Origin of the sequence: Bacteroides sp. AM41-16, assembly GCF_003603495.1 — a bacterium.
GTDB lineage: Bacteria > Bacteroidota > Bacteroidia > Bacteroidales > Bacteroidaceae > Bacteroides > Bacteroides uniformis.
The window spans coordinates 37665-61176 of the sequence record NZ_QTNE01000014.1 but is presented as its reverse complement, the minus strand read 5'-3'; the positions used below and the strand labels follow the sequence as shown (position 1 = coordinate 61176).

Annotated in this window: 21 protein-coding genes; 15 read left to right on the top strand and 6 right to left on the bottom strand. The window is 47.4% G+C overall.

Annotated elements, in window-relative coordinates:
* Positions 1-23: 23 nt before the first annotated feature.
* From DW896_RS13120 to miaA, 13 genes are all read left to right on the top strand, one after another.
* Positions 24-770 (top strand): shikimate dehydrogenase, encoded by a 747-nt coding sequence (locus DW896_RS13120; RefSeq protein ID WP_005823689.1) that lies wholly within the window; start codon positions 24-26, stop codon positions 768-770.
* Positions 770-1765 (top strand): alpha/beta hydrolase, encoded by a 996-nt coding sequence (locus DW896_RS13115; protein ID WP_005823691.1) that lies wholly within the window; start codon positions 770-772, stop codon positions 1763-1765. The genes DW896_RS13120 and DW896_RS13115 overlap by 1 nt, the downstream gene beginning before the upstream one ends.
* A gap of 40 nt (positions 1766-1805) precedes the next feature.
* A complete protein-coding gene (locus DW896_RS13110) occupies positions 1806-2714 on the top strand; it encodes a YgcG family protein (protein ID WP_005823693.1) in 909 nt (302 codons plus the stop codon).
* A gap of 171 nt (positions 2715-2885) precedes the next feature.
* The gene (locus DW896_RS13105) at positions 2886-3467 is read left to right on the top strand and encodes a LemA family protein (RefSeq protein ID WP_005835359.1); all 582 of its coding nucleotides are present in this window, start codon (positions 2886-2888) and stop codon (positions 3465-3467) included.
* Between the two features lie 112 nt (positions 3468-3579).
* Complete coding sequence (locus tag DW896_RS13100) at positions 3580-4749, top strand: AIR synthase-related protein (protein ID WP_005835357.1); 1170 nt, start codon at positions 3580-3582, stop codon at positions 4747-4749.
* A gap of 4 nt (positions 4750-4753) precedes the next feature.
* Positions 4754-5866 carry a peptide chain release factor 1 gene (gene prfA / locus DW896_RS13095; protein ID WP_005823698.1) on the top strand — a complete coding sequence of 371 codons (1113 nt, stop codon included), beginning with the start codon at positions 4754-4756 and terminating at the stop codon, positions 5864-5866.
* Between the two features lie 34 nt (positions 5867-5900).
* A complete protein-coding gene (gene pyrF, locus DW896_RS13090) occupies positions 5901-6731 on the top strand; it encodes an orotidine-5'-phosphate decarboxylase (RefSeq protein ID WP_005823701.1) in 831 nt (276 codons plus the stop codon).
* Between the two features lie 6 nt (positions 6732-6737).
* A complete protein-coding gene (locus DW896_RS13085; protein ID WP_005835351.1) occupies positions 6738-7964 on the top strand; it encodes an HD domain-containing protein in 1227 nt (408 codons plus the stop codon).
* Between the two features lie 84 nt (positions 7965-8048).
* The gene (lpxD, locus tag DW896_RS13080; protein WP_005823705.1) at positions 8049-9089 is read left to right on the top strand and encodes a UDP-3-O-(3-hydroxymyristoyl)glucosamine N-acyltransferase; all 1041 of its coding nucleotides are present in this window, start codon (positions 8049-8051) and stop codon (positions 9087-9089) included.
* A gap of 3 nt (positions 9090-9092) precedes the next feature.
* Positions 9093-10478 (top strand): bifunctional UDP-3-O-[3-hydroxymyristoyl] N-acetylglucosamine deacetylase/3-hydroxyacyl-ACP dehydratase, encoded by a 1386-nt coding sequence (locus DW896_RS13075; protein WP_005823709.1) that lies wholly within the window; start codon positions 9093-9095, stop codon positions 10476-10478.
* Positions 10479-10615: 137 nt separating this feature from the next.
* Entirely contained in the window at positions 10616-11392 is a 777-nt protein-coding gene (lpxA, locus tag DW896_RS13070; RefSeq protein WP_005823711.1) for an acyl-ACP--UDP-N-acetylglucosamine O-acyltransferase, read from the top strand.
* A gap of 48 nt (positions 11393-11440) precedes the next feature.
* Positions 11441-11995 carry a hypothetical protein gene (locus tag DW896_RS13065; RefSeq protein ID WP_005823714.1) on the top strand — a complete coding sequence of 185 codons (555 nt, stop codon included), beginning with the start codon at positions 11441-11443 and terminating at the stop codon, positions 11993-11995.
* A 108-nt stretch (positions 11996-12103) separates the two neighbouring features.
* Positions 12104-13009 carry a tRNA (adenosine(37)-N6)-dimethylallyltransferase MiaA gene (miaA, locus tag DW896_RS13060; protein ID WP_005823716.1) on the top strand — a complete coding sequence of 302 codons (906 nt, stop codon included), beginning with the start codon at positions 12104-12106 and terminating at the stop codon, positions 13007-13009.
* On the opposite strand, the gene DW896_RS13055 is transcribed toward miaA, so the two are convergent.
* From DW896_RS13055 to DW896_RS13035, 5 genes are all read right to left on the bottom strand, one after another.
* Complete coding sequence (locus tag DW896_RS13055) at positions 12985-14223, bottom strand: carcinine hydrolase/isopenicillin-N N-acyltransferase family protein (RefSeq protein WP_005835346.1); 1239 nt, start codon at positions 14221-14223, stop codon at positions 12985-12987. The two genes, miaA and DW896_RS13055, sit on opposite strands and share 25 nt — an antisense overlap.
* A 101-nt stretch (positions 14224-14324) precedes the next feature.
* Complete coding sequence (locus tag DW896_RS13050; protein ID WP_005823782.1) at positions 14325-15095, bottom strand: TlpA disulfide reductase family protein; 771 nt, start codon at positions 15093-15095, stop codon at positions 14325-14327.
* A gap of 12 nt (positions 15096-15107) precedes the next feature.
* Positions 15108-17189, bottom strand: a complete 2082-nt coding sequence (locus DW896_RS13045) for a M56 family metallopeptidase (protein ID WP_034528826.1) — start codon at positions 17187-17189, stop codon at positions 15108-15110.
* A gap of 50 nt (positions 17190-17239) precedes the next feature.
* Entirely contained in the window at positions 17240-19105 is a 1866-nt protein-coding gene (locus DW896_RS13040) for a TlpA disulfide reductase family protein (protein ID WP_005823784.1), read from the bottom strand.
* A gap of 29 nt (positions 19106-19134) precedes the next feature.
* Positions 19135-19497 (bottom strand): BlaI/MecI/CopY family transcriptional regulator, encoded by a 363-nt coding sequence (locus tag DW896_RS13035; protein ID WP_005823785.1) that lies wholly within the window; start codon positions 19495-19497, stop codon positions 19135-19137.
* A 210-nt stretch (positions 19498-19707) separates the two neighbouring features.
* Here DW896_RS13035 and DW896_RS13030 point away from each other — a divergent pair, with 210 nt between their 5' ends.
* Together DW896_RS13030 and DW896_RS13025 are read left to right on the top strand one after the other, a co-directional pair.
* A complete protein-coding gene (locus DW896_RS13030; protein WP_008665531.1) occupies positions 19708-20412 on the top strand; it encodes a hemerythrin domain-containing protein in 705 nt (234 codons plus the stop codon).
* On the top strand, positions 20402-21016 hold the full coding sequence (locus tag DW896_RS13025) for a response regulator transcription factor (protein WP_005823789.1): 615 nt from the start codon (positions 20402-20404) through the stop codon (positions 21014-21016). Before DW896_RS13030 ends, DW896_RS13025 begins: the two co-directional genes overlap by 11 nt.
* Positions 21017-21447: 431 nt before the next feature.
* On the opposite strand, the gene ccsA is transcribed toward DW896_RS13025, so the two are convergent.
* The gene (gene ccsA / locus DW896_RS13020; protein ID WP_005823791.1) at positions 21448-23499 is read right to left on the bottom strand and encodes a cytochrome c biogenesis protein CcsA; all 2052 of its coding nucleotides are present in this window, start codon (positions 23497-23499) and stop codon (positions 21448-21450) included.
* Between the last annotated feature and the right edge of the window lie 13 nt (positions 23500-23512).

Here is a 23512-nt window from a genome sequence, read left to right as displayed (position 1 = left end):
GTTCAATCAATAACTAAAATATTATGCAGAAATACGGTTTAATAGGTTACCCGTTGAAACATTCCTTTTCTATCGGATATTTCAATGAGAAATTCAAGGCAGAAAATATTGATGCAGAATATGTAAATTTCGAAATTCCACGTATCGAGGATTTCATGGAAGTTATCGAGGAAAATCCCAACCTCTGTGGACTGAATGTGACTATCCCTTACAAGGAGCAAGTCATCCCCTACCTGGACGAACTGGACAAAGACACAGCCAAGATAGGCGCCGTCAATGTCATTAAGATTATCCGCCTTTCCAAAGGCAAAGTGAAACTGGTTGGCTACAACTCCGACATCATAGGATTTACACAATCCATAGAACCACTTTTGCAACCACAACACAAGAAAGCCCTGATTTTGGGTACCGGCGGTGCATCGAAAGCCGTATATCGCGGGCTGGAGAACCTGGGTATAAAAAGTTCCTTCGTATCACGCGCCAAGAAAGAGGATAAATACCTCACATACGAAGAACTGACACCGGAAATCATGCAAGAGTACACAGTGATTGTCAACTGTACCCCAGTAGGCATGTATCCCAAAGTGGATTTCTGTCCCAATATTCCTTACGAACTACTGACTCCCAACCATTTGCTCTATGATTTGTTATATAATCCAAACGAAACCCTTTTCATGAAGAAAGGCCAGGCACAAGGAGCCGTCACTAAGAACGGTCTGGAAATGTTACTGCTGCAAGCCTTTGCTGCATGGGAAATTTGGAATAAATAATGAAGAAAACCATAAAATATTCGATTCTCGGTCTGGCTGCCCTCTGCACCGTAGTACTGTGCGGAGGGTACTATATGCTGGGGCATGCTCTGAAACCCGAAGGCCTTATCACACGCAGTCGCAACATTGCCGAATCCTACAACTTCATGTTCGAGCAATATCCCGAACTGCAACCGTGGGTAGACAGTTTGGTGACCGTAGGAGCATTGAAGGACTTCTACATTGAGAACGACCATGGAGAGACGCTACACGCACTCTACGTTGCCGCCACCCACCCCACCCCAAAAACAGCAGTCATCGTACACGGATATACAGATAATGCCGTGCGCATGCTGATGATAGGCTATCTGTACAACAAGGAGATGGACTTCAACATCTTGCTGCCCGACCTCTACGGGCACGGGATGAGCGAGGGAAACCATGCACAGATGGGCTGGAAAGACCGGCTTGACGTACTGCAATGGACCGAAACCGCCGACGAACTCTTCGGGCGCCGCCATACAGACAGCGTAGCATCCCGCAGCACAGAGATGGTAGTGCACGGTATCTCCATGGGAGCCGCCACCACCATGATGGTATCCGGCGAAGTGGAGCATGGTCAATACCAACAGCCTTTCATCAAGTGTTTCGTAGAAGACTGCGGCTACACAAGCGTATGGGACGAGTTTCGCGGAGAACTGAAAGCACAGTTCAACCTGCCCGCCTTCCCTCTTCTGCATACAGCAAACTGGCTCTGCCGGCAAGAGTACGGATGGGACTTCCTGGAAGCCTCTGCTTTGGAGCAAGTAAAGAAATGTACTTTGCCGATGCTCTTCATCCACGGCGATGCCGACACCTTTGTGCCGACGTGGATGGTCTATCCCCTCTACGAAGCCAAGCCCGAACCCAAAGAATTATGGATTGTGCCCGGTGCCACGCATGCTATGTCTTACAAGGATTATCCGCAGGAATACACCGAACATGTAAAGAAATTCGTAGGAAAATACATACATTGATGTGATTTTACCTATCTTCGCCGCAACAAATATTGGTAGTATGAGACGATTTATTTCCATAACATTCTTCTTATGCCTGCTCTTATCCTTGCAGGCACAAGAAGTCTACACCACTAAGAATATTCCTAAAGTACACCTTCAGGACAAGACACGCTATGTGTGCAACCCAGCCGGAATCCTATCCACGGAGGCATGTGACAATATAGACCGTATGCTCTATGCATTGGAGCAGCAAACTGGCATTGAAACGGTAGTTGCCGTTGTCCCGTCCATCGGACAAGAAGACTGTTTTGATTTCTCACACCAGCTGCTCAATGAATGGGGAGTAGGGAAAAAAGAAAAAAACAACGGTTTGGTCATTCTGCTGGTAACCGACCAACGCTGCATCCAGTTTTATACGGGATACGGTTTAGAAGGGGACCTTCCTGATGCCATCTGCAAACGTATACAGACCAAATACATGATTCCCTATCTGAAAGACGGTAATTGGGATGCTGGAATGGTAGCGGGTGTAAAGGCAGTCTGTTCACGTCTTGACGGCACTATGGTGAATGACACGGAAGAGGAGGATGACCTCTCCGTAGGAGGTATCCTACTGGGGCTTATCGGTTTCCTCGCAGTGGCATCTATTATAGGCATCCTTGCCCAACGCGCTGCCAACAAATGCCCCAACTGCGGACAACATAAATTGCAACGTAGCAGCAGCATACTCATCTCACGCCGCAATGGAGTGAAAACGGAAGATGTGACCTACACCTGCCGCAATTGCGGACATAAAGTAGTGCGCCGCCAGCAGTCATACGATGAAAATTACCGGGGAGGAGGCGGAGGTGGTCCGGTCATCTTCGGTGGTGGAGGTCTCTTCGGCGGAAGTGGCGGAGGAGGCTTCAGCGGTGGTAGCTTCGGAGGCGGTATGGGAGGTGGCGGTGGAGCCGGTTCCCGGTTCTAACGCCGAGGATGTGTCATCTGTGTGCCATCAACCGTTTTGACACACCTTCGAGGATACTGGAAGAAAATAAAACGTTTACATAGAATATAATTAAATGATTAATAACTGCCTTCCCCTCCTCCCCTCTCTCTATCGGAGAGGAATCGGAGGTGAGGCCTAAAAATGAAAAGTATGAAGAAATCAACCATTATCATTATCGTTGTTATAGCTCTTCTCGCCATTTGGGGTGTAACCGGCTATAACGGACTCGTAACCATGGACGAAAATGTCAGCGGACAATGGTCGAACGTAGAAACCCAATACCAACGCCGTGCCGACCTGATTCCGAACTTGGTGAATACCGTGAAAGGATATGCCACGCACGAGAAGGAAACACTGGAAGGTGTAGTAGAAGCCCGCAGCAAAGCCACTCAAATCAAAGTGGATGCGGCAGACCTTACTCCGGAAAAGCTGGCTGAATATCAGAAAGCACAAGGTGCGGTGACTTCCGCCCTCGGTAAATTGCTTGCCATCACAGAAAACTATCCGGACTTGAAAGCAAATCAGAATTTCCTGGAACTGCAGGCACAGCTGGAAGGTACGGAAAACCGTATCAACGTAGCACGTACCAACTTCAACAATGCAGCCAAGAACTTCAATACAGCCATTCGCCGTTTCCCCAAGAATATCCTTGCCGGTCTCTTCGGTTTTGAGAAACGAGCTTATTTCGAAGCGGCAGAAGGAGCGGAACAAGCTCCCCAGGTACAATTCTGATAAATACACAACTCTATAGCGAGGCACAAAGGCGAGAAACTTTGTGCCTCGCTTTGTGTTGTAGAAGATTAGATGTATCTTTGCACATTCAATTGAACAAACCTATTATCTCATGAGTAATCAACGATACATGATGCGAGGCGTCAGCGCATCAAAGGAAGATGTGCACAACGCCATCAAGAATATCGACAAAGGTATTTTCCCGCAGGCTTTCTGCAAAATTATCCCCGACATTTTGGGCGGTGACCCGGAGTATTGCAACATTATGCATGCCGATGGAGCAGGCACCAAGTCCAGTCTTGCCTATATGTACTGGAAGGAAACCGGCGACCTGGGTGTGTGGAAAGGCATTGCACAAGATGCACTGATTATGAACATCGACGACCTGCTTTGTGTGGGTGCGGTAGACAACATTCTGGTATCCTCTACCATCGGACGTAATAAACTGCTCATCCCCGGCGAAGTAATCTCAGCCATCATCAACGGTACGGATGAACTGCTTGCCGAACTCCGCGAAATGGGAGTAGGCGTTTATGCCACCGGTGGCGAAACAGCCGATGTGGGCGACCTTGTACGTACCATTATCGTAGACTCGACAGTGACCTGCCGCATGAAGCGCTCAGATGTTATAGACAATGCCAATATCCGTCCGGGCGATGTGATTGTAGGTCTGGCATCTTACGGAAAGGCTACTTATGAGAAAGAATACAATGGCGGTATGGGCAGTAACGGACTGACCAGCGCACGCCACGATGTATTCTCCAAATACCTGGCAGAGAAATACCCTGAAAGCTATGACAAGGCTGTACCCGAAGAACTGGTATACAGTGGCAAGCTAAAACTGACAGACAGTGTCGAAGACAGTCCGCTGGATGCAGGAAAGCTGGTACTTTCCCCCACCCGCACCTACGCACCGGTAGTTAAGAAACTGCTCGATGCGCTCCGTCCCCAAATCCACGGTATGGTACACTGCTCGGGCGGCGCACAAACCAAGGTACTGCACTTTGTGGGAGACAACTGCCGTGTCATCAAAGACAATCTCTTCCCCGTTCCACCGTTGTTCAAGACCATCAAGGAGCAGAGCGATACGGACTGGAGCGAAATGTACAAGGTGTTCAATATGGGGCATCGCCTGGAAGTGTACCTCTCTCCCGAACATGCAGAAGAGGTGATTGCTATTTCGAAGAGTTTCAACATCGATGCACAGATTGTAGGCCGCGTGGAAGAAAGCGACAAGAAAGAACTGATTATCAAGAGCGAATTCGGAGAGTTCAAGTATTAAATATATGGCAGACAACAATACCATACTCGAAAAGCTGGAAGGGCTTGTCGCCCGCTTCGAAGAAGTGTCGACCTTGATTACAGACCCGGCAGTGATTGCGGACCAGAAGCGTTACGTCAAGCTCACCAAAGAATATAAAGAACTGGGCGACCTGATGAATGCCCGCAAAGAGTACATGCAAGTACTGGGCGGCATAGAAGAAGCCAAAGAAATTATCGCCAACGAAACAGACCAGGAAATGCGGGAAATGGCACGCGAAGAGCTGGATGCCTGCCAAACCCGCCAACCGGAACTGGAAGAGCAGATAAAGCTGCTGCTCGTCCCCGCCGACCCGCAGGATGGCCGTAATGCCATCCTCGAAATTCGTGGCGGCACGGGTGGTGACGAAGCGGCAATCTTTGCCGGCGACCTCTTCCGCATGTACACCAAGTACTGCGAATCCAAGGGATGGAGAATGGAGATATCCAGCGCCAACGAAGGTGCAGCCGGCGGTTTCAAGGAAATTGTCTGCTCCGTGACGGGCGACAATGTATACGGCACACTGAAATATGAATCGGGCGTGCACCGCGTGCAGCGCGTACCGGCCACAGAAACGCAAGGACGGGTACACACCTCAGCTGCCAGCGTAGCCGTGCTTCCCGAAGCCGAAGAGTTCGACGTAGTTATCAACGAAGGTGAAATCAAGTGGGACACCTTCCGAAGCGGTGGTGCCGGCGGTCAGAACGTGAACAAGGTGGAATCCGGCGTGCGCCTGCGCTACAACTGGAAGAATCCCAACACAGGCATAGTCGAAGAAATCCTCATCGAATGTACCGAGACGCGCGACCAGCCCAAGAACAAGGAACGCGCCCTCTCGCGCTTGCGTACCTTCATCTACGACAAGGAACACCAGAAGTACATCGACGACATCGCCTCCAAGCGTAAGACGATGGTCAGCACTGGCGACCGCTCCGCCAAGATACGCACCTACAACTATCCGCAAGGACGCATCACGGACCACCGCATCAACTACACCATCTACAATCTCGCCGCCTTCATGGACGGAGACATCCAAGACTGCATCGACCACCTGATTGTGGCGGAAAATGCAGAAAGACTGAAAGAGAGCGAACTGTAAGGCAGTGATAAGTAACCCGTAACTAAAAAATAATATGAACAAACAGCAATTATTCGAGAACATCAAGCGCAAGAAGTCATTCCTTTGCGTAGGTCTTGACACCGACATCAAGAAAATACCCGAACATCTTCTGAAAGAGGAAGACCCTATATTCGCTTTCAACAAAGCCATCATCGACGCTACTGCCGACCTCTGCATCGCCTACAAGCCCAATCTGGCATTTTATGAGAGCATGGGCGTGAAAGGCTGGATAGCTTTCGAGAAAACCGTAAACTACATCAAGCAGAACTATCCCGACCAATTCATCATCGCCGACGCCAAACGCGGTGACATCGGGAACACCTCTGCCATGTATGCCCGTACCTTCTTCGAAGAGCTGGATATAGATTCCGTAACCGTAGCTCCCTACATGGGCGAAGACAGTGTGACCCCGTTCCTTACGTACGAAGGCAAATGGGTAATCCTGCTTGCGTTGACCAGCAACAAAGGCTCGCACGACTTCCAGCTGACGGAAGACACCAACGGCGAACGCCTCTTCGAAAAAGTGCTCCGCAAATCCCAGGAGTGGGCCAGTGACGAACAGATGATGTACGTAGTAGGCGCCACACAAGGCCGCGCCTTCGAAGATATCCGCAAGATTGTTCCCGAACACTTCCTATTGGTTCCCGGCGTAGGCGCACAAGGCGGCTCCCTGGAAGAAGTCTGCAAGTATGGCATGAACAAGACTTGCGGCCTGATTGTCAACTCCAGCCGTGGCATCATCTACGTGGACAAGACAGAGAACTTCGCCGCCGCCAGCCGAAAAGCAGCCCAAAAAGTGCAGGCACAGATGGCGGAAGAGTTGAAAAAAGTGATTAACGACTAACGCTTAATGTTCGAAAGAAAGATTATCAACGACCCTGTCTTCGGGTTCATCAACATACCAAAGGGGTTGTTGTACGATGTTGTACGACATCCTCTTTTGCAACGTCTAAACCGTATCAAGCAACTGGGGTTGTCCTCTGTCGTATATCCCGGTGCGCAGCATACACGGTTCCAACACTCTTTGGGAGCCTTCTACCTGATGAGTGAGGCCATCCAGCAACTTGCCACCAAAGGAAACTTTATCTTCGACAGCGAAGCCGAAGCTGTGGAAGCCGCTATCCTGATGCACGACATCGGCCACGGCCCCTTCTCCCACGTACTGGAAAATACCATCGTGCAGGGCGTCTCCCACGAAGACATCTCCTTGATGCTGATGGAACGTATCAACAAGGAAATGAACGGACAGTTGACACTCGCCATTCAAATTTTCAAGGATGAATACCCCAAGCGCTTCCTGCACCAACTGGTAAGCGGGCAACTGGATATGGACCGCCTGGACTACCTGCGCCGCGACAGCTTCTATACCGGAGTGACCGAAGGCAACATTGGCTCCGCCCGCATTATCAAGATGCTGGATGTAAAGGATGACCACCTGGTAGTAGAGTCCAAAGGCATCTATTCTATTGAGAACTTCCTCACCGCCCGCCGCCTGATGTACTGGCAAGTCTATCTGCACAAAACCTCCGTTGCCTACGAGAAAATGCTGATTAGCACCCTGCTCCGCGCCAAGGAACTGGCAAGCCGCGGCATAGACCTCTTTGCCTCACCCGCCTTGAAATTCTTTCTATACAACGACATCAGCCGGGAGGCATTCTACAACAATCCCGAATGTTTGGAGAATTTCATTCAGTTGGACGATAATGACATCTGGACTGCCCTCAAGGTATGGAGCCGCCATTCGGACAAGGTTTTGTCCACCCTGAGCGCCGGCATGATTAACCGAAACATCTTCAAAGTCGAGATTTCTACCGAACCTATTAGTGAGGAACGGAAAAAAGAACTAACTTTGCAAATCAGTGAACAACTGAACATCCCTCTCTCCGAAGCGAGATATTTCATCTCTACCCCCAGCATCGAGAAGAATATGTACGACGAGGCAGATGACAGTATTGACATCCTCTACAACGACGGCAGCATCAAGAATATTGCCGAAGCATCGGATATGCTCAATATCTCTCTTCTGTCCAAGAAAGTAAAAAAGTACTACTTATGCTACCAACGTTTGCATAGATAAGTATAAAATATTCACCTCAGGACAAGGAAATATAAAAAAAAAGTCCGTTATTTGCGTTTTGAAACCATCTAACAAGAATAAGACATGGAGTTCTCTGCTAAACAAATTGCAACATTTATCCAAGGAGAAATTGTTGGAGACGAGAATGCTACCGTTCACACCTTTGCGAAAATCGAAGAGGGAATACCGGGAGCCATCTCCTTTCTATCCAACCCCAAATATACCCCCTACATATACGAAACCCAATCAAGCATTGTTCTGGTAAACAAGGACTTTGTTCCGGAACAAGAAGTGAAAGCCACCCTGATTAAAGTGGACAATGCGTATGAAAGTCTTGCTAAATTGCTAAATCTTTATGAGCAAAGCAAGCCAAAGCGGGTGGGAATTGACTCTCTGGCCTTTGTTGCCGAGACAGCTAAAATTGGCAAGGATGTTTACATTGCGCCTTTTGCCTGCATTGGCGAATACGCAGAGGTGGGAGACAATACGGTCATTCATCCGCACGTCACGATTGGCAGCGGTGCCAAAGTGGGCAATGACTGTATTATTTACGCTAACTCCACCATCTACCACGATTGCCGGGTAGGAAACCACTGCATCCTGCACTCCGGTTGCGTTATCGGTGCAGACGGTTTTGGCTTCGCCCCCACTTCCGAGGGCTATGAAAAAATACCGCAAATAGGTATCACTATCCTGGAAGACCATGTGGAAATCGGTGCCAACACGTGTGTGGACCGTGCTACTATGGGAGCCACCATCGTACATAGCGGTGTGAAACTGGATAATTTGATTCAGGTGGCACACAATGATGAAATAGGCTCCCACACCGTAATGGCGGCGCAAGTAGGTGTAGCAGGTTCTACCAAGATAGGAGAATGGTGCATGTTCGGCGGGCAGGTAGGCATTGCAGGTCATATTCATATTGGCAACAAAGTGAACCTTGGCGCACAGTCTGGTGTTCCCAGTAGCATAAAGGACGGTAGCCAACTTATCGGTACCCCTCCTATGGAGCTGAAACAATATTTCAAGGCATCCATCGCACAAAGAAGTTTGCCGGAAATGCAAGTGGAACTGCGCCAGCTCCGCAAAGAATTGAATGAACTTAAACAACTATTAAATAAGTAACCAATGTTAAAACAAAAGACTCTAAAAGATAGCTTTTCGCTTAGTGGAAAAGGTCTTCATACGGGACTTGACCTAACCGTTACTTTCAATCCTGCTCCGGATAACCATGGATACAAAATCCAACGTATCGACTTGGAAGGACAGCCTACCTTCGATGCCGTTGCAGACAACGTATCCGAAACTACCCGTGGAACTGTAATCTCCAAAAACGGAGTAAAGGTGAGCACAGTGGAGCATGGTATGGCAGCCCTCTATGCATTGGGTATCGATAACTGCTTGATACAGGTAAACGGACCGGAATTTCCCATTCTGGACGGAAGCGCCCAATATTATGTCAACGAAATAGAGCGCGTAGGCACTGTAGAACAAAATGCCGTAAAAGATTTCTATATCATCAAGTCCAAAATTGAATTCCGTGACGAAACAACCGGCTCTTCCATCATCGTGTTGCCGGACGAGAACTTCAGCTTGAATGTATTGGTATCATACGATTCCAACATCCTCCCCAACCAGTTTGCAACGCTGGAGGACATGACGAAGTTCAAGGATGAAATCGCCGCAAGCCGTACTTTCGTGTTTGTACGCGAAATTGAGCCGTTGCTGCAAGCCGGTCTTATCAAGGGCGGCGACCTTGACAATGCGATTGTTATTTACGAACGCGAAATGTCCCAGGAGAACTATGACAAGCTGGCCGACGTGATGGGTGTTCCTCATATGGACGCCAAACAATTGGGATATATCAACCACAAACCTTTGGTGTGGCCCAATGAATGCGCCCGCCACAAGTTACTTGATGTCATCGGTGACCTGGCCTTGATAGGCAAGCCCATCAAGGGCCGTATCATCGCTACCCGCCCGGGACACACTATCAACAATAAGTTCGCCCGCCAGATGCGCAAGGAAATCCGTTTGCACGAAATACAAGCCCCTACCTACGACTGCAACCGCGAACCGATTATGGATGTAAACCGCATCCGCGAACTTCTGCCTCACCGTTACCCGATGCAATTGGTGGACAAAGTCATAGAAATAGGTGCCAACTACATTGTAGGTGTCAAGAACGTAACTTCCAACGAACCTTTCTTTCAGGGACACTTCCCGCAGGAACCCGTAATGCCCGGTGTGTTGCAGATAGAGGCAATGGCACAGACGGGAGGTTTGCTTGTTCTGAATTCAGTGGATGAACCGGAACGTTACTCCACCTACTTCATGAAGATTGACGGTGTGAAATTCCGCCAGAAAGTGGTACCTGGAGATACCCTCATCTTCCGTGTAGAGCTGATGGCCCCCATACGCCGCGGCATCTCTACCATGAAAGGCTATGTGTTTGTAGGCGAAAAAGTTGTCTGCGAAGCAGAGTTTATGGCGCAAATAGTTAAGAACAAATAATAAAATTTACGATTAGACTATTTACGATTTACGATTCAAATTATTCGTGAGAATTATCACATTCGGATAAAATCGTATATACAGTAAATCGCAAGTATTCTCAATCGTAAATCGTAAATAGCTAAATCGTAAATAATATGATAAGTCCCTTAGCGTATATTCATCCCGAAGCCAAAATCGGGGAAAACGTAGAGATTGCTCCTTTTGTTTTCATTGACAAGAATGTGGTAATCGGTGATAACAACAAGATTATGGCAAATGTCAACATTCTGTACGGTGCACGCATCGGCAATGGAAACACCATTTTCCCGGGAGCCGTTATCGGTGCTATTCCCCAGGATTTAAAGTTCAGAGGGGAGGAAAGCACTGCTGAAATCGGAGACAACAATATCATACGTGAAAACGTAACTGTCAACCGCGGTACAGCTGCCAAAGGCAGAACCATCGTCGGTAACAACAATCTCCTGATGGAAAGTGTACACGTGGCCCACGATGCTCTGATAGGCAACAGCTGTATCATTGGCAACTCTACAAAAATGGCGGGTGAAATTGTCATCGACGATTATTCCATCATCAGCGCCAATGTACTGATGCACCAATTCTGCCATGTGGGCGGTTATGGAATGATACAAGGCGGCTGCCGTTTCAGCAAGGACATCCCACCGTACATCATTGCCGGACGCGAGCCTATCTGCTATGCGGGAATCAATGTGGTAGGGTTACGCCGCCGTGGCTTCTCCAACGAGACCATTGAGAAAATCCATGATGCCTATCGTATTATCTATCAAGGCGGTCTGAACAATACGGATGCCTTGAAGAAAATCGAGGATGAAATGGAAATGACACCGGAAATAAGCTATATCGTAAACTTTATACGTGAATCAGCCCGCGGCATTATCCCCGCAGGAAAATGAAAAACGTATGATTTACACAAAGTCAGAAATCATAAATTATAAATCATCATGATCTACAGATTTACAATCATCTCTGATGAGGTGGACGATTTTGTCAGAGAAATACAGATAGACCCGGAAGCTACCTTTTATGACTTCCATGAAGCGATTCTAAAGTCGGCAGGCTACACTAACGACCAAATGACGTCTTTCTTCATTTGCGATGATGACTGGGAGAAAGAGAAAGAAATTACGCTGGAAGAAATGGATGACAATCCGGAAATGGACAGTTGGGTGATGAAAGAGACCCAGCTGAGCGAACTGGTTGAAGACGAGAAGCAGAAACTTCTCTATGTATTCGATTATATGACTGAGCGCTGCTTCTTCATCGAGCTTTCTGAAATCATTACCGGAAAGGAAATGAAAGGAGCCAAATGCACCAAGAAAGCAGGTGAAGCTCCCAAGCAGACCATTGATTTTGAAGAGATGGCAGCTGCTGGCGGTTCCCTTGATTTGGACGAAAACTTTTACGGCGACCAGGACTTCGATATGGAAGATTTCGACAAAGAGGGTTTCGGCGGTTTGGACGAAGCCGGAAACTCCTTTGAAGAAGAGAAATATTAAACAGACATACCATACAGATTTCTTTTAGGCACGGATTACACGGAAACACACGGTTGTTATTGAATATTCCGTGTAATCCGCGTAATCCGTGCCTATTTTTTTACCCGCATGCACACCCTAATCGTACTTATCGGTCCCACCGGAGTAGGCAAAACAGAGCTCAGCCTCCGATTGGCAGAACATTTCCATACTTGTATCGTCTCGGCCGATTCGAGACAACTCTATGCAGATTTAAAGATAGGCACGGCTGCCCCTACACCGGAGCAACTGCAACGGGTACAGCATCACTTCGTCGGTACCCTGAAGCTGACAGACTATTACAGTGCCGCCCAATACGAAGCGGAAGTGATGAAGCTGCTGGAAGACCTGTTTACAAAGCATAACACCGTACTGCTGACCGGAGGCTCAATGATGTATGTAGATGCAGTCTGTAAAGGAATTGACGACATTCCGACCGTAGATGCCGATACACGCCAGCTCATGCTGCACAAATACGAAACAGAAGGTCTGGAAAGACTTTGTGCGGAACTTAAGCTGTTGGATCCGGAATATTACAAAATAGTAGATTTGAAGAATCCCAAACGCGTAGTCCATGCTTTGGAAATCTGCTACATGACGGGAAAGGCCTACACTTCCTTCCGCACTCAACAAAAGAAAGAACGCCCCTTCCGTATCATCAAAATAGGATTAACACGTAACCGGGAAGAGCTTTATGAACGCATCAACTGCCGGGTGGACCAAATGGTGGAAGAGGGTTTAGTGGAAGAAGCGCGCATGGTCTACCCGCATAAAAGTCTAAATTCCCTAAATACAGTAGGCTACAAAGAAATATTCAAGTACCTGGATGGTGAATGGACATTACCCTTTGCCATCGAAAAGATAAAGCAGAACTCACGCATCTATTCCCGTAAGCAAATGACCTGGTTCAAACGAGACGAGGAAATCCACTGGTTCCACCCGGAGCAGGAAGGGGAAATACTGGAATACTGTCATTGTTCCATCAAAGGCGTATAAGCCTTTCGGACAAGTGCTTCCACATCTTGATAAAGCTTCTGCATTTCTTGAGAATCAATGCTTCCTTGCTGTCTCCAGCTGTCCAACAATAGGCATGTACGGCGAAACACCTCTGCCTCTACCGTAACAAGCTGCTGCATATAGCCATTATTCTCCATATTGTACAGTTTTTCCCAATTCAGATAACGATTGGTTCCCATCCCCTGATTATAACAAAAGACATTGTTGGAAAGCCGGAGTGACCAATCACTGAGCGGAGCGGCGGCACACGCCTTGTCCCAACATACCATCGGAGGCAGAAGTCTATCCGCATCCTTCACCCAAAGCGGCACGGCAATACCCGTAGGAGGATATCCCAGCATTGTCCACATCGTAGTAAGTTCCACCTTCTCACCCGGTTTTACGCCCTGCACCACAATGGAACAAGAAGTACTGTTACGGGGAATAAAATCCTGGTCGACAAACCAACCGGAACCTTGCGGGCGATTAAATTTCCCGTTCTTCAAATCAATATCAAGCATGCCATTGCGAAACGAACGTGAAAGATCATTGAATATACCCTGCGGTGTGATCCCTCCCGTTGCAGAAGCCCTCATCAGTACCCTGTCTGCCTCCATATAGCGTACATAACCTGCCCCCCGATTTGCTTCACCGGCAAAAGAGAAGTTGGTACGGGCAATGTAGCCGTAAGGAGCATCTTTGGGATTATTGGCATCATACATCGTATATTTATAATAATCCACCTCAAACATGGCGGCAGCGCCTTGAGCGTCGATTACGCCAAAATTGGCCTCTATCAAGCTGGGCTTGGAAATGGTATCGAGGAAATGGCAGAAATCCTCCACCGTGGCACAAACCTCCAAGGCACGGTAGATAATCCTCCCGTTGGCTGCCCCCCGTTCTTCCCCATCTTTCACTTCCACCAGATTGTAGGATTGGGTGTTCATCAAGGCAAAACCAACGGAGTTTGTACCCATCCATGCCTCTTTCAAGGCAGGAAAGTTAGCACTATTCACATCGGCAATGAAGTTATACTTCTCCCCTTTTATATAAGCAACATGATTTCGCAGATAGTCCGTATCACGGTTTTTCCATAGCAACGGACGGCCGTCAGGAGTAACCTTTCCAGAAACGACGGCAGATGTACAAGCCAGAACCGGCTCAGCAGTGAGTGCCGCAAGCAGTCCCCATATTAAAAAAAGATGTTTTATCATAACCTTGCCTTCCTTAGATTTATATTCGCAAAGGTATGATAATCTGTGAAAGGGCAAAAGAAATCCTCTGAAATCCTTATCCCCTATTCATCAGGAAAGAATTATTCGCTGACAAGTTTCTGCAACTTATCCTGCATATACCGAAGTTTCGCAGTTCCAGTACCTTGTTCTATATGACGGATAATGCCTTTCTTATCCACCAGTATAGTGACCGGCATACCACTCACATGAAAGGTCTCGAAGAAAAACAAGTCATCGGCTATCTGGGTAAAGAGGAAAGGACGGCTCTCTACAATTTTCTTTATTTGTGCAGCACTGTCAAAAGTCGTAGCAAGATAGGTTACATCAGGATAGACTTCTATCCATTTGTTCAGCTCCGGCATTTCACGGATACAAGGACCACAGCCGGTATACCAGAAGTTCAAGACCATAGGACGTCCCGTCACATCGGCCTTGCTCCACTCCTGTCCTTCTATGTCTTTCACTTTGAATTCCGGAAAAGCCTTTCCTATCCATTCTTCCTTCTTCAAAGTCTGTACGGCACCGCCTATCGGCAACTTCTTCCCCGTTCCTCCACGGTAACTCATCAAGAAAGCTTCCGCACCAGGCACCTCGTCGGCAGGAGTAGCATATTCTCTCACCTCCTCAGACAGCACAATGCCCTTGCGCAAGCGGAGTTCCGTAACCTCGTGTCTCGCGCCGTCCTCATGTATTATGAAAGCCGCCACGTTGTCCGAACCCACACCAGGCGGCATGCCTTCGAAGAAAAGCCCGCCCACCAAATAATATTTCTTACCGGCTGTCTGGGCAGAGCAAAGCCCTGCCCCCACAGCTACCAGAATCAGAAACAAAGAGAGAATTTTCCTTATCATAATTGTTAGAGACTATTCACTTTTCAGCGTAATCGTAAGCTTGGGCTGCACCTTCACTTTGCCGGTAGCCATACCTATATACGAAACAACCAATACAGCATCCTTAGAAGGTACAGAAAGGACAAAATTGCCATTGACATCGGTAACGCTTCCCGTAGTGGTACCTTCTATCAGAACAGCCGCACCGATAATAGGCTCACCCTGCTCATCCACCACTTTACCTTCCACTTTCATATTACCTTGAACGGAAGTCTTTTCTACAGCTTTAGTTTTTTTAGTAGTAATGTAAATCTCACCTTTTCCACCTGCCTCTTTCTTCACCTCAATACCCTCAATATTCTCGGCAGGTATTAAATCATCGATAGTTTTAGTACTCAAATCAACTTTTTCTCCATCAATATAGATAGTCTTTATTAAATCAAGACTACCGTTATGCTGTACTTTAGCGTTCTCTGTCACCTCATTATCCCGACGGATAACTATACCTGGAGTTCCTTGTTTCAGGGTTATCAAAAGAACACCATTCTTTCCCTTTTCTCCATATAATTCCGTGGCAGATTTATCTTTCAAAACCGTTACACGTTCTATCTTATCAGGATTCAATGCACTCATGACAGATGGCGTCACCTCTTTTCCATCCACAATATACAATGGTTCTTTCCCATTACCTGCATATCCTTCAACTGTAATACCATTGGCAGAAGAAGTTTTTTCAAGTTTGTCGTTATCCAGCCTGAACATCACCGGAGCCGTATATTTCACTGCCACCGGCTGCCCCTTCTGTCTCCCTGGTTTCCACTTCGGCATACTACTTATCAAACGCAACGCTTCAGCATTCATATCCTTATCTACAGAACGGAGAAGCTTCGGCTCCTTGATACTACCATCTTTATCCACCACAAATTGGACAGTCACGCGTCCCTGCGTACCTTTCTCTTTGGCAGATGCCGGATAACGCATATTCGTCTTGATATAATCCATGAAAGCGCTCATTCCGCCGCCGGGAAATTCCGGCATCTCCTCTACCACCTCGAAGACCGGAGTTCCCTTCAACTGCTTGCGGACTTCCGTCGGTACATACTTCACATCGGTAGGCTTCGTAGTGTCACCTGCACTTTCTGCCACTTTTGTTTCTACAATTGCAGCCAAATCGTTAACTTTGACGCTTGAAATCTCCTCAACCTTATCGGAGACTTCGGGACGGGCAAAAGCTGTCACTGCAATGGCAGCTACCGGAAGTACATAAAGATACTTCAAACGTGCCCACGGACTTGATTTTTCTTTTAACATCATAGTGATACGTTTTTTAAGTTTACTGTGATTAAAGCTGTTGGCCATAGAGTAGAGCCTTGTGCCGACAGCTTTTTTTATTAATAATAGTTGATACTGTTTTGCATCCACACCCTCCTTTATCACCGTTTCATCCGCTTCAAACTCATGGATATTCTGCAATTCCTGCTTCAGGAGCCATGATGCCGGATTGAACCACTGAAAGAAAATGCAGACATCAGCCACCAGCAAGTCCCAGGAATGGCGGTTATGGATATGGGCAAGCTCGTGGATAAGGATTTCCCGTCCGTTCTCCTCCAAGTCTTTCCGTGAAATGACAATATATCCCATCCAACTGAACGGAGCGATGTCACAGTTGTGTACAATCAAAGTAACGCGCTCTTTCCTGCCCGGTAAGTAGCTGCCAATATCCTCTTTTTTACCCGATTTCAGCAACATCAGTAACCGTACCAACGAATATACGTTGCGGAAGGCAAAGAAAACGATTCCTGCCAGATAGACAAGCAGCGCCACTTGTATCCAGATGACTGTTGCCGTTTCAGCCCTTGCTCCGGCCTCAGTGGCATTCACTGCATCTGCCATCATCAGCAACTGCTCCAATGTCAGCATCGTCTGGTGCACTTCCGTCTCCTGCTTCACACTTACCTCTACCAAAGGCAATAGGCAGGACAACAGCAAAATGCCCAACAATGAAAAACGGTTGAAACGATGAAACGTCTCGCGTGCCAGCAACAAGCGATAAAACAAATAGAATATCGCCAGGCAAACAGAAGATTTGAGTATATAAACAAAAAACAGACCCATGGAATTATTTACTATTTAGGGATTTACGATTTACTATTTACTATTTACAGTTACTTGGTCAGTTCATTCCGTAGCATCTCCACTCCGGGAAATCCGGTTGCTTTGTAGGAAATATCTCCTTCACGGTTCACGACGAAATAGGTCGGGATACCCGGATATTCGTACAGCTTTGCCAATGCCGTACTTTGCTCATTGCTAATGCGACAGTGAATACCGGGTATATCCGGTATCATTACTTTCCATTTTCCTTCAGGAGATGTTTCGTCGACAATATATAGATAAACCACCTCTTTCAGCTCCTCTTTCAACGGTTTCAGGCTTTTCATGGCCCGCATACAAGGACCACACCAGGTGTTCCACATATCCACCAGTACCATCTTGCCACGATAAGGACGAGTAATGACCTGCAACAAACTGTCTGCCGCTACCTCCTTTTCCACCTCAACAATCTTATATCCGGTCTTTCCCTTAGTAGCTTCCAACTCTGATTTCAGTTCGGCTTCAATCCTCCCGTTTCTCATCAGGAACAATTGCCTGAGGTCGGGAGAAGCGATGCTGTCCACCGTCCGACGCTCTTCCTCAGTCAAAGGCATGTACTTGCTCAGATTACGGGAAGCACGCCCGGCAAGAAGCATGTCCGGCCAAAGAGGGTCTTGCACAAACTTATCCCGGAAATTTCCGGTAGCGGTCTTCACAAAGTCCGTATAATAATTGTAATATTTCTGTTCGGGGGTATGCAGAATATCCAGTTGCAGTATTTCCTTGAAGTATGAGGTACTGTCCACCGTCATGTCCGCCCTTTTCACCCCCTTCCTGCCCGAAAGCATCGGGGCATAACTAAGGTTACTCTTGTAATTATAGATAAGGCTGAACAGATTCATATCCAGATTTGCCCGGATATAAGTACGGCAAGCCTGGCTCATATCCTTGTTTTTTACAAGTTTCTTTTGCATATCTTCATAATGCCTGAACAGATACTTTTTATATGCCTGCGGAGTCATCCCACAAATATCTGCATAAAAATCATCAGCTCCCGATAAGCTTTTCATTTCACCGAACCGCAGCAACTCGGTATTCAGACCGGCATAGTCTCCTTCAAACCAAACACAGTTGTCCGTTACACCATCCCTTTTCCGGCTTAAAAGACGGCTTTGCGAATAGAATATTTCAGGCAGATTGATTGTGACATCCAGTTCTCCACCCGGAACGAGAAACAATTCTATTTTCGAACGGGATATCCACAGCGTAGCACCGCTCGGCAACAGCACCTCTGTCTCATAACGGAACGTGCCATCCTCCGCTATCTTCAAGTCCTTACCGGTGAAATACATGAAGAACCAAGGCGAGTCATAGTAGCGTAACGTCACTCCATACTCCGGTTTATACCCCAATATCTGCCCCTTTATGACAGTCTTTCCCATATTCAATTCCGGTCCGGGCAATGGCAAAACCTCATCCGGTTTCTTATTCCGCAAACGTTCGGGAATATCCACCCGAGGTTTCTCTCCGTTGAGCTGTATACCATAAATTACCCATCCTTCATCACTGTCCGGTGTCTCTACAAAATCAAAGCTCTCAGTATCCATCGGAAGCGGACTAAACTTCAAAACAGCAGTCATTTCACCGGAAGCGGGAATATGCGTCCATTCATCCCTGGCAAAACCGGTATTTCCCAAATATCCGTAATCCTTTCCGGATGCCCGCAACACAGCTGTCGAATCAATCCTGACCCTATCGCCCTGCATGCCATAAAGCCTCACCGCCAGCCAGGTCGTATCTTTTCCAAGCGTCACTTGCTCCACTTCAATGCTACGCGTATTGCATGCCATGAAATAGGGTACCTTTACGATTTTCTTTGCCTGCAATCCGCAGCAAATACTTACCAGCAGCAAACAAACCAATCCGATGTTTTTCATAAGCCAGAGTTATTAGAGCCTCAACAATCTCAGTCCCTTCCCTTTTCCACGTCTTGTATCAACTGCTTCAGTTCTTCCAGGGATATATCCTCTTCCTTCACCAGAGACGACACTGCGCTGAGATAGGAATTATTGAAATATTTGCTGATAACGTTCTTCAGTGTCCGCTTGCGGAAATCCTCCTCGCTGACCACCGCATAATACTGATACGTGTTGCCGTACGTATGATGGCTCAGGAATCCCTTATCCTCCAATCCTCTCACAATGGTGGACAAAGTATTGAAATGTGGTTTCGGCTCTTCATAGAATGCCAGCATTTCCTTCACAAACAAGGGTCCCTTTTCCCAGAAAAAGCCCATGATTTCTTCTTCTTTTGCAGTCAATCCTTTCATAACATTCTTTGTTTTCCGCAAATAACTAAATTATTTAGTTCAAAAACTAATTTCTCTCGTTAAATAAAACTAAAGCTTTTAGTTTATTCGGCAAACACCAGTCTCCAACCGTCTCCCGACAAGCAAAATACCTACTAATAGTGATTGCAGTTCTCGGATAAAAGCCGTTACTTTGCGCACGAATCAGAGAATTAAAAACAATAACATACAATGAATGAGCAACATAAGTACCGCTCCACGGACAAGATGAGCGACCTCATCTGTGACAATTACTCCTTATTAATGGTGATGAGCCGCTTCGGACTGTCATTAGGATTCGGAGACAAGAGCGTGAAGGACGTCTGCGAAGCACAAGGCGTCGATTGCCCTACATTCCTCGCCGTAGCCAACTTTATCAGCGAAGAACAATACTCTTACAGCGGCAATGAAAGTGATTTTTCCATTCCCGCCCTTATGGATTATCTGAAGCGTGCCCACACATATTTCCTCGACTTCAACCTGCCGGCCATCCGCCGCAAACTCATCGAAGCCATCGATTGTTCCAGTACAAACGATGTAGCCTACCTCATCCTGAAGTTCTTCGATGAATATGCCAAGGAGGTACGCCGCCACATGGAATATGAAAACCAGGCCGTATTCACCTATGTAGAGCAATTACTCCAAGGCAACCTATCGGATGAATACAACATTGCCACTTTTGCCAGCAAACATAATCAGATAGATACCAAACTGAAAGAGCTGAAGAACATCATCATCAAATACTACCCGGAAAAGGAGAACAACAATCTCCTGAATGCGGTCTTGTTCGATATATTCAACTGCGAACAAGACCTTGCCACCCACTGCCAGGTAGAAGATTATATGTTTGTTCCCGCCGTAGCGCAAATAGAAAGGAAACTGAAAAATGAACAATAATACTTCTTTGAAGATTGTCATTGCAGAAACTTCGGTCATCATCCGGAGTGGTCTGACGGCTGTTTTGAAGCGTATTCCCAACTTGAATGCACACCCTATTGAGGTTTCTTCTCCGGAATCGCTGCAGAACTACATTCACATGCATCCGGCAGACATTATCATCATCAACCCCACTTTCGGTGGCTGGTTCGACCTGCCCGCCTTCAAGGCAGAACACGGAAAATCCGGTATCAAGTACATTGCTATGGTATGCTCCGTCATCGACAACAACATATTGAAGGAATATGACGAGAACTTCGCCATGTGCGATGACGTAGATGTCATCGCCTCCAAAATCAACCACTTGCTACACACCGAGGAGGAAGAGGAAAAAGACAGCGAACAAGAAACCCTGAGCCAGCGCGAAAAGGAAATCATCACCTGCGTTGTGAAGGGCATGACCAACAAAGCCATCGCCGACAAACTCTACCTCTCCATCCATACCGTCATTACCCATCGCCGTAACATTGCACGCAAACTGCAGATACATTCTCCGGCAGGGCTCACCATCTACGCTATTGTCAACAAGCTGGTAGAATTGAGCGACATCAAGGACTCTCTATAAGATTCTTCCGGCAACCGTTTCCCTACCCGCTGCGGCCTATAGGGAAAAACCGGATGAATCCCTTGCAAAAGTATGCTCCTCCATACGGGAAAAGCCCTCTGCCTATTGATTAAGGTTTATCTTGTGCTTGAAGACAAAGCTCATCCCCTATGTCATCCCTCCCCATCCTATGACTCTTTATGCCCCACAAGTATCCTTATCCAACCTTACCCACAGTATCCGTCACGCCATACACAAATCCCCGCTTCACGATATCACATCGGGAAGCGGGGATCCTTTTATCTTCATAAAAGTGGTTACGTAATTATGACTAACTAATTCATTCAAATCTGATGTTGCAAAGATAAGGCATCGGCAGACAGTACGCAATCACTTAAATTAGGTATAATAAAACAAGTCTGTCATCATAAATAGGTAGAACCACCCACAAATCAGGCATTGGCATAGCTGTGCATTCCTCCAAGGATGTAGTTCACCCCGAAATAGGTCATCAGGACTGTCAGAAAGGCAACAATCATATAGATATGGAAGAATAACGGACTGCGGAAAATGCGCAGGCTGCGCGCATGGAACGCCGCTCCATAAACCATAAAGGTAATCAGCGCCCATACTTCCTTCGGGTCCCAAGCCCAATAACGCCCCCAAGAAGCATTGGCCCAAACCGCACCCAGAAAAATGCCGGCTCCCAAAAAGAAAACGGCGGGATAAAGCAGCAATCGGCTGAGCAGCATCAACATCCGGGCTGAACGGCGAAGACACAATGCCAGTATGCCGTTCAGCATCATAAAGGCAAACAAAGCATAAGACATCATTATCAACGACACATGCGTACTGAGCCACGGAGAAACGAGCACGGGCATCAAGGGAGTGATTTGGGGATTCATCTGTCCCAAATAGGACACCAGTAAGGCAAAACCGGACAGCAAAAAACCGAAAGGCACCATAAACGGGAAGCGCCGCCGAAACAGACAAGCCAGGAACAGCGCACACAATGCCATGAACTGCATCGTTTCGTATCCATTACCCAACGGGATACGCCCGCCGATGTACCACCTCAGACCATACCCGAAGAGCTGAAAGAGAAACGCCGCATAAAGAGAAAACGGGAAAAAAGTATCTGCCAAACGCGAAGAGAAAGAGAGCGCTACAATCCTACCGGAAGAGTCTGACAATGCCGACGAACGGCGCAGGCCGCGATACAGCAGACGGAAGAAAGCCAGCATCCCCACCGTAAGGTTGAACATGAACAGCAATTTGCTGAAAGGAATACGGTTATACAGCAATTCGGCTTGTATTTTAGTATCGGAAACAGGCTCCACACTCCCGTCTTCCGGCAAAGGACGAATCAATGTACCATTTTGGAGCATCAAAATCAGTCCCACCTTTTCATCCGCCTCTACAATGGCCTTTTCCAGAGAAGTCATTTTCTGATGATGGTCTTGCTTCCCCTTCCAGAACTTCTGCAAGCGATACTTCTCACCGTCGAACAAATCAGCCAGACATGCATAGGGTGTCTCCAAATGAAGCAGGCGACGGAGTGCCTCGTTTTTGATATAAATCATCGGCTCATTCTGCCAAACCTCCGGACGCAGAAGCCATCCGCCAATCACCTGCTCCGGCGTCATGCCTCCATAAGACGATTTTCCCGTCAGTTTCAGTACAAAATCGCGCGCAAGGGTATTGAAAGGAACCACACGGTCATTATAAATCACCTGCTTACGGGCAAGACTATCCGCCTGCTTGCGTGCCAGTGCCGGAAGGCTTCTCTTCTGCGCATGTACCCCACTTCCCAGACACAGCAACAATAGAACAAACATTCCTCCCTTCTTCAACAACGGATGCCTCAGCAGCCTGCGGAACTCTCCGCCCCGGCTGACCAGCATCCAGAGCATGGAGACACCTAACAAGAGGTATCCACTATAGGTAATCCCTATCCCCCACGGGTCATAATTCACTGTCAGCCAGCTCCCCTGCATATCCTCATCAAAGGAAGACTGATAAAAGCGAAACCCCTGCCGTGAAAGAATACGGTTCATGGAGACGGGCGTCTCACCGTGAATATAGCTGATATAATCTGCAGGAGCATCCGTACCCGGATAGTACTCAATCCGGAAACTGTCCAGACGTAAGGTGAACGGTAACTCTACAACCTGCCTGCCGTCTTGTTCCAAAAAGCAGTTCACCTCACTGCCGACAGTAAGATGCACATATCCTTTTCGGCCACAAAGAAACGTAGTCATGGCTCCCGCCAAAATCACGAGGAAGGAGCCATGCAACAACAACGTCGGGAGACGCCGCCACAACCGCTGTCTTACAAGCACAACAACAGTCATCGCAGCAAGGGCTCCCCACAAACAACAGAACCAAATCGTATGATAAACATGCTTTTCTACAAAATCCGTACTGTATGTCTGCTCTACAAACGTAGTTGCAGCAAGTAAGAGCAGCAAACAACCATAAACAGCTATGAGAAACTTTTTCAATTAAGAGCTATCA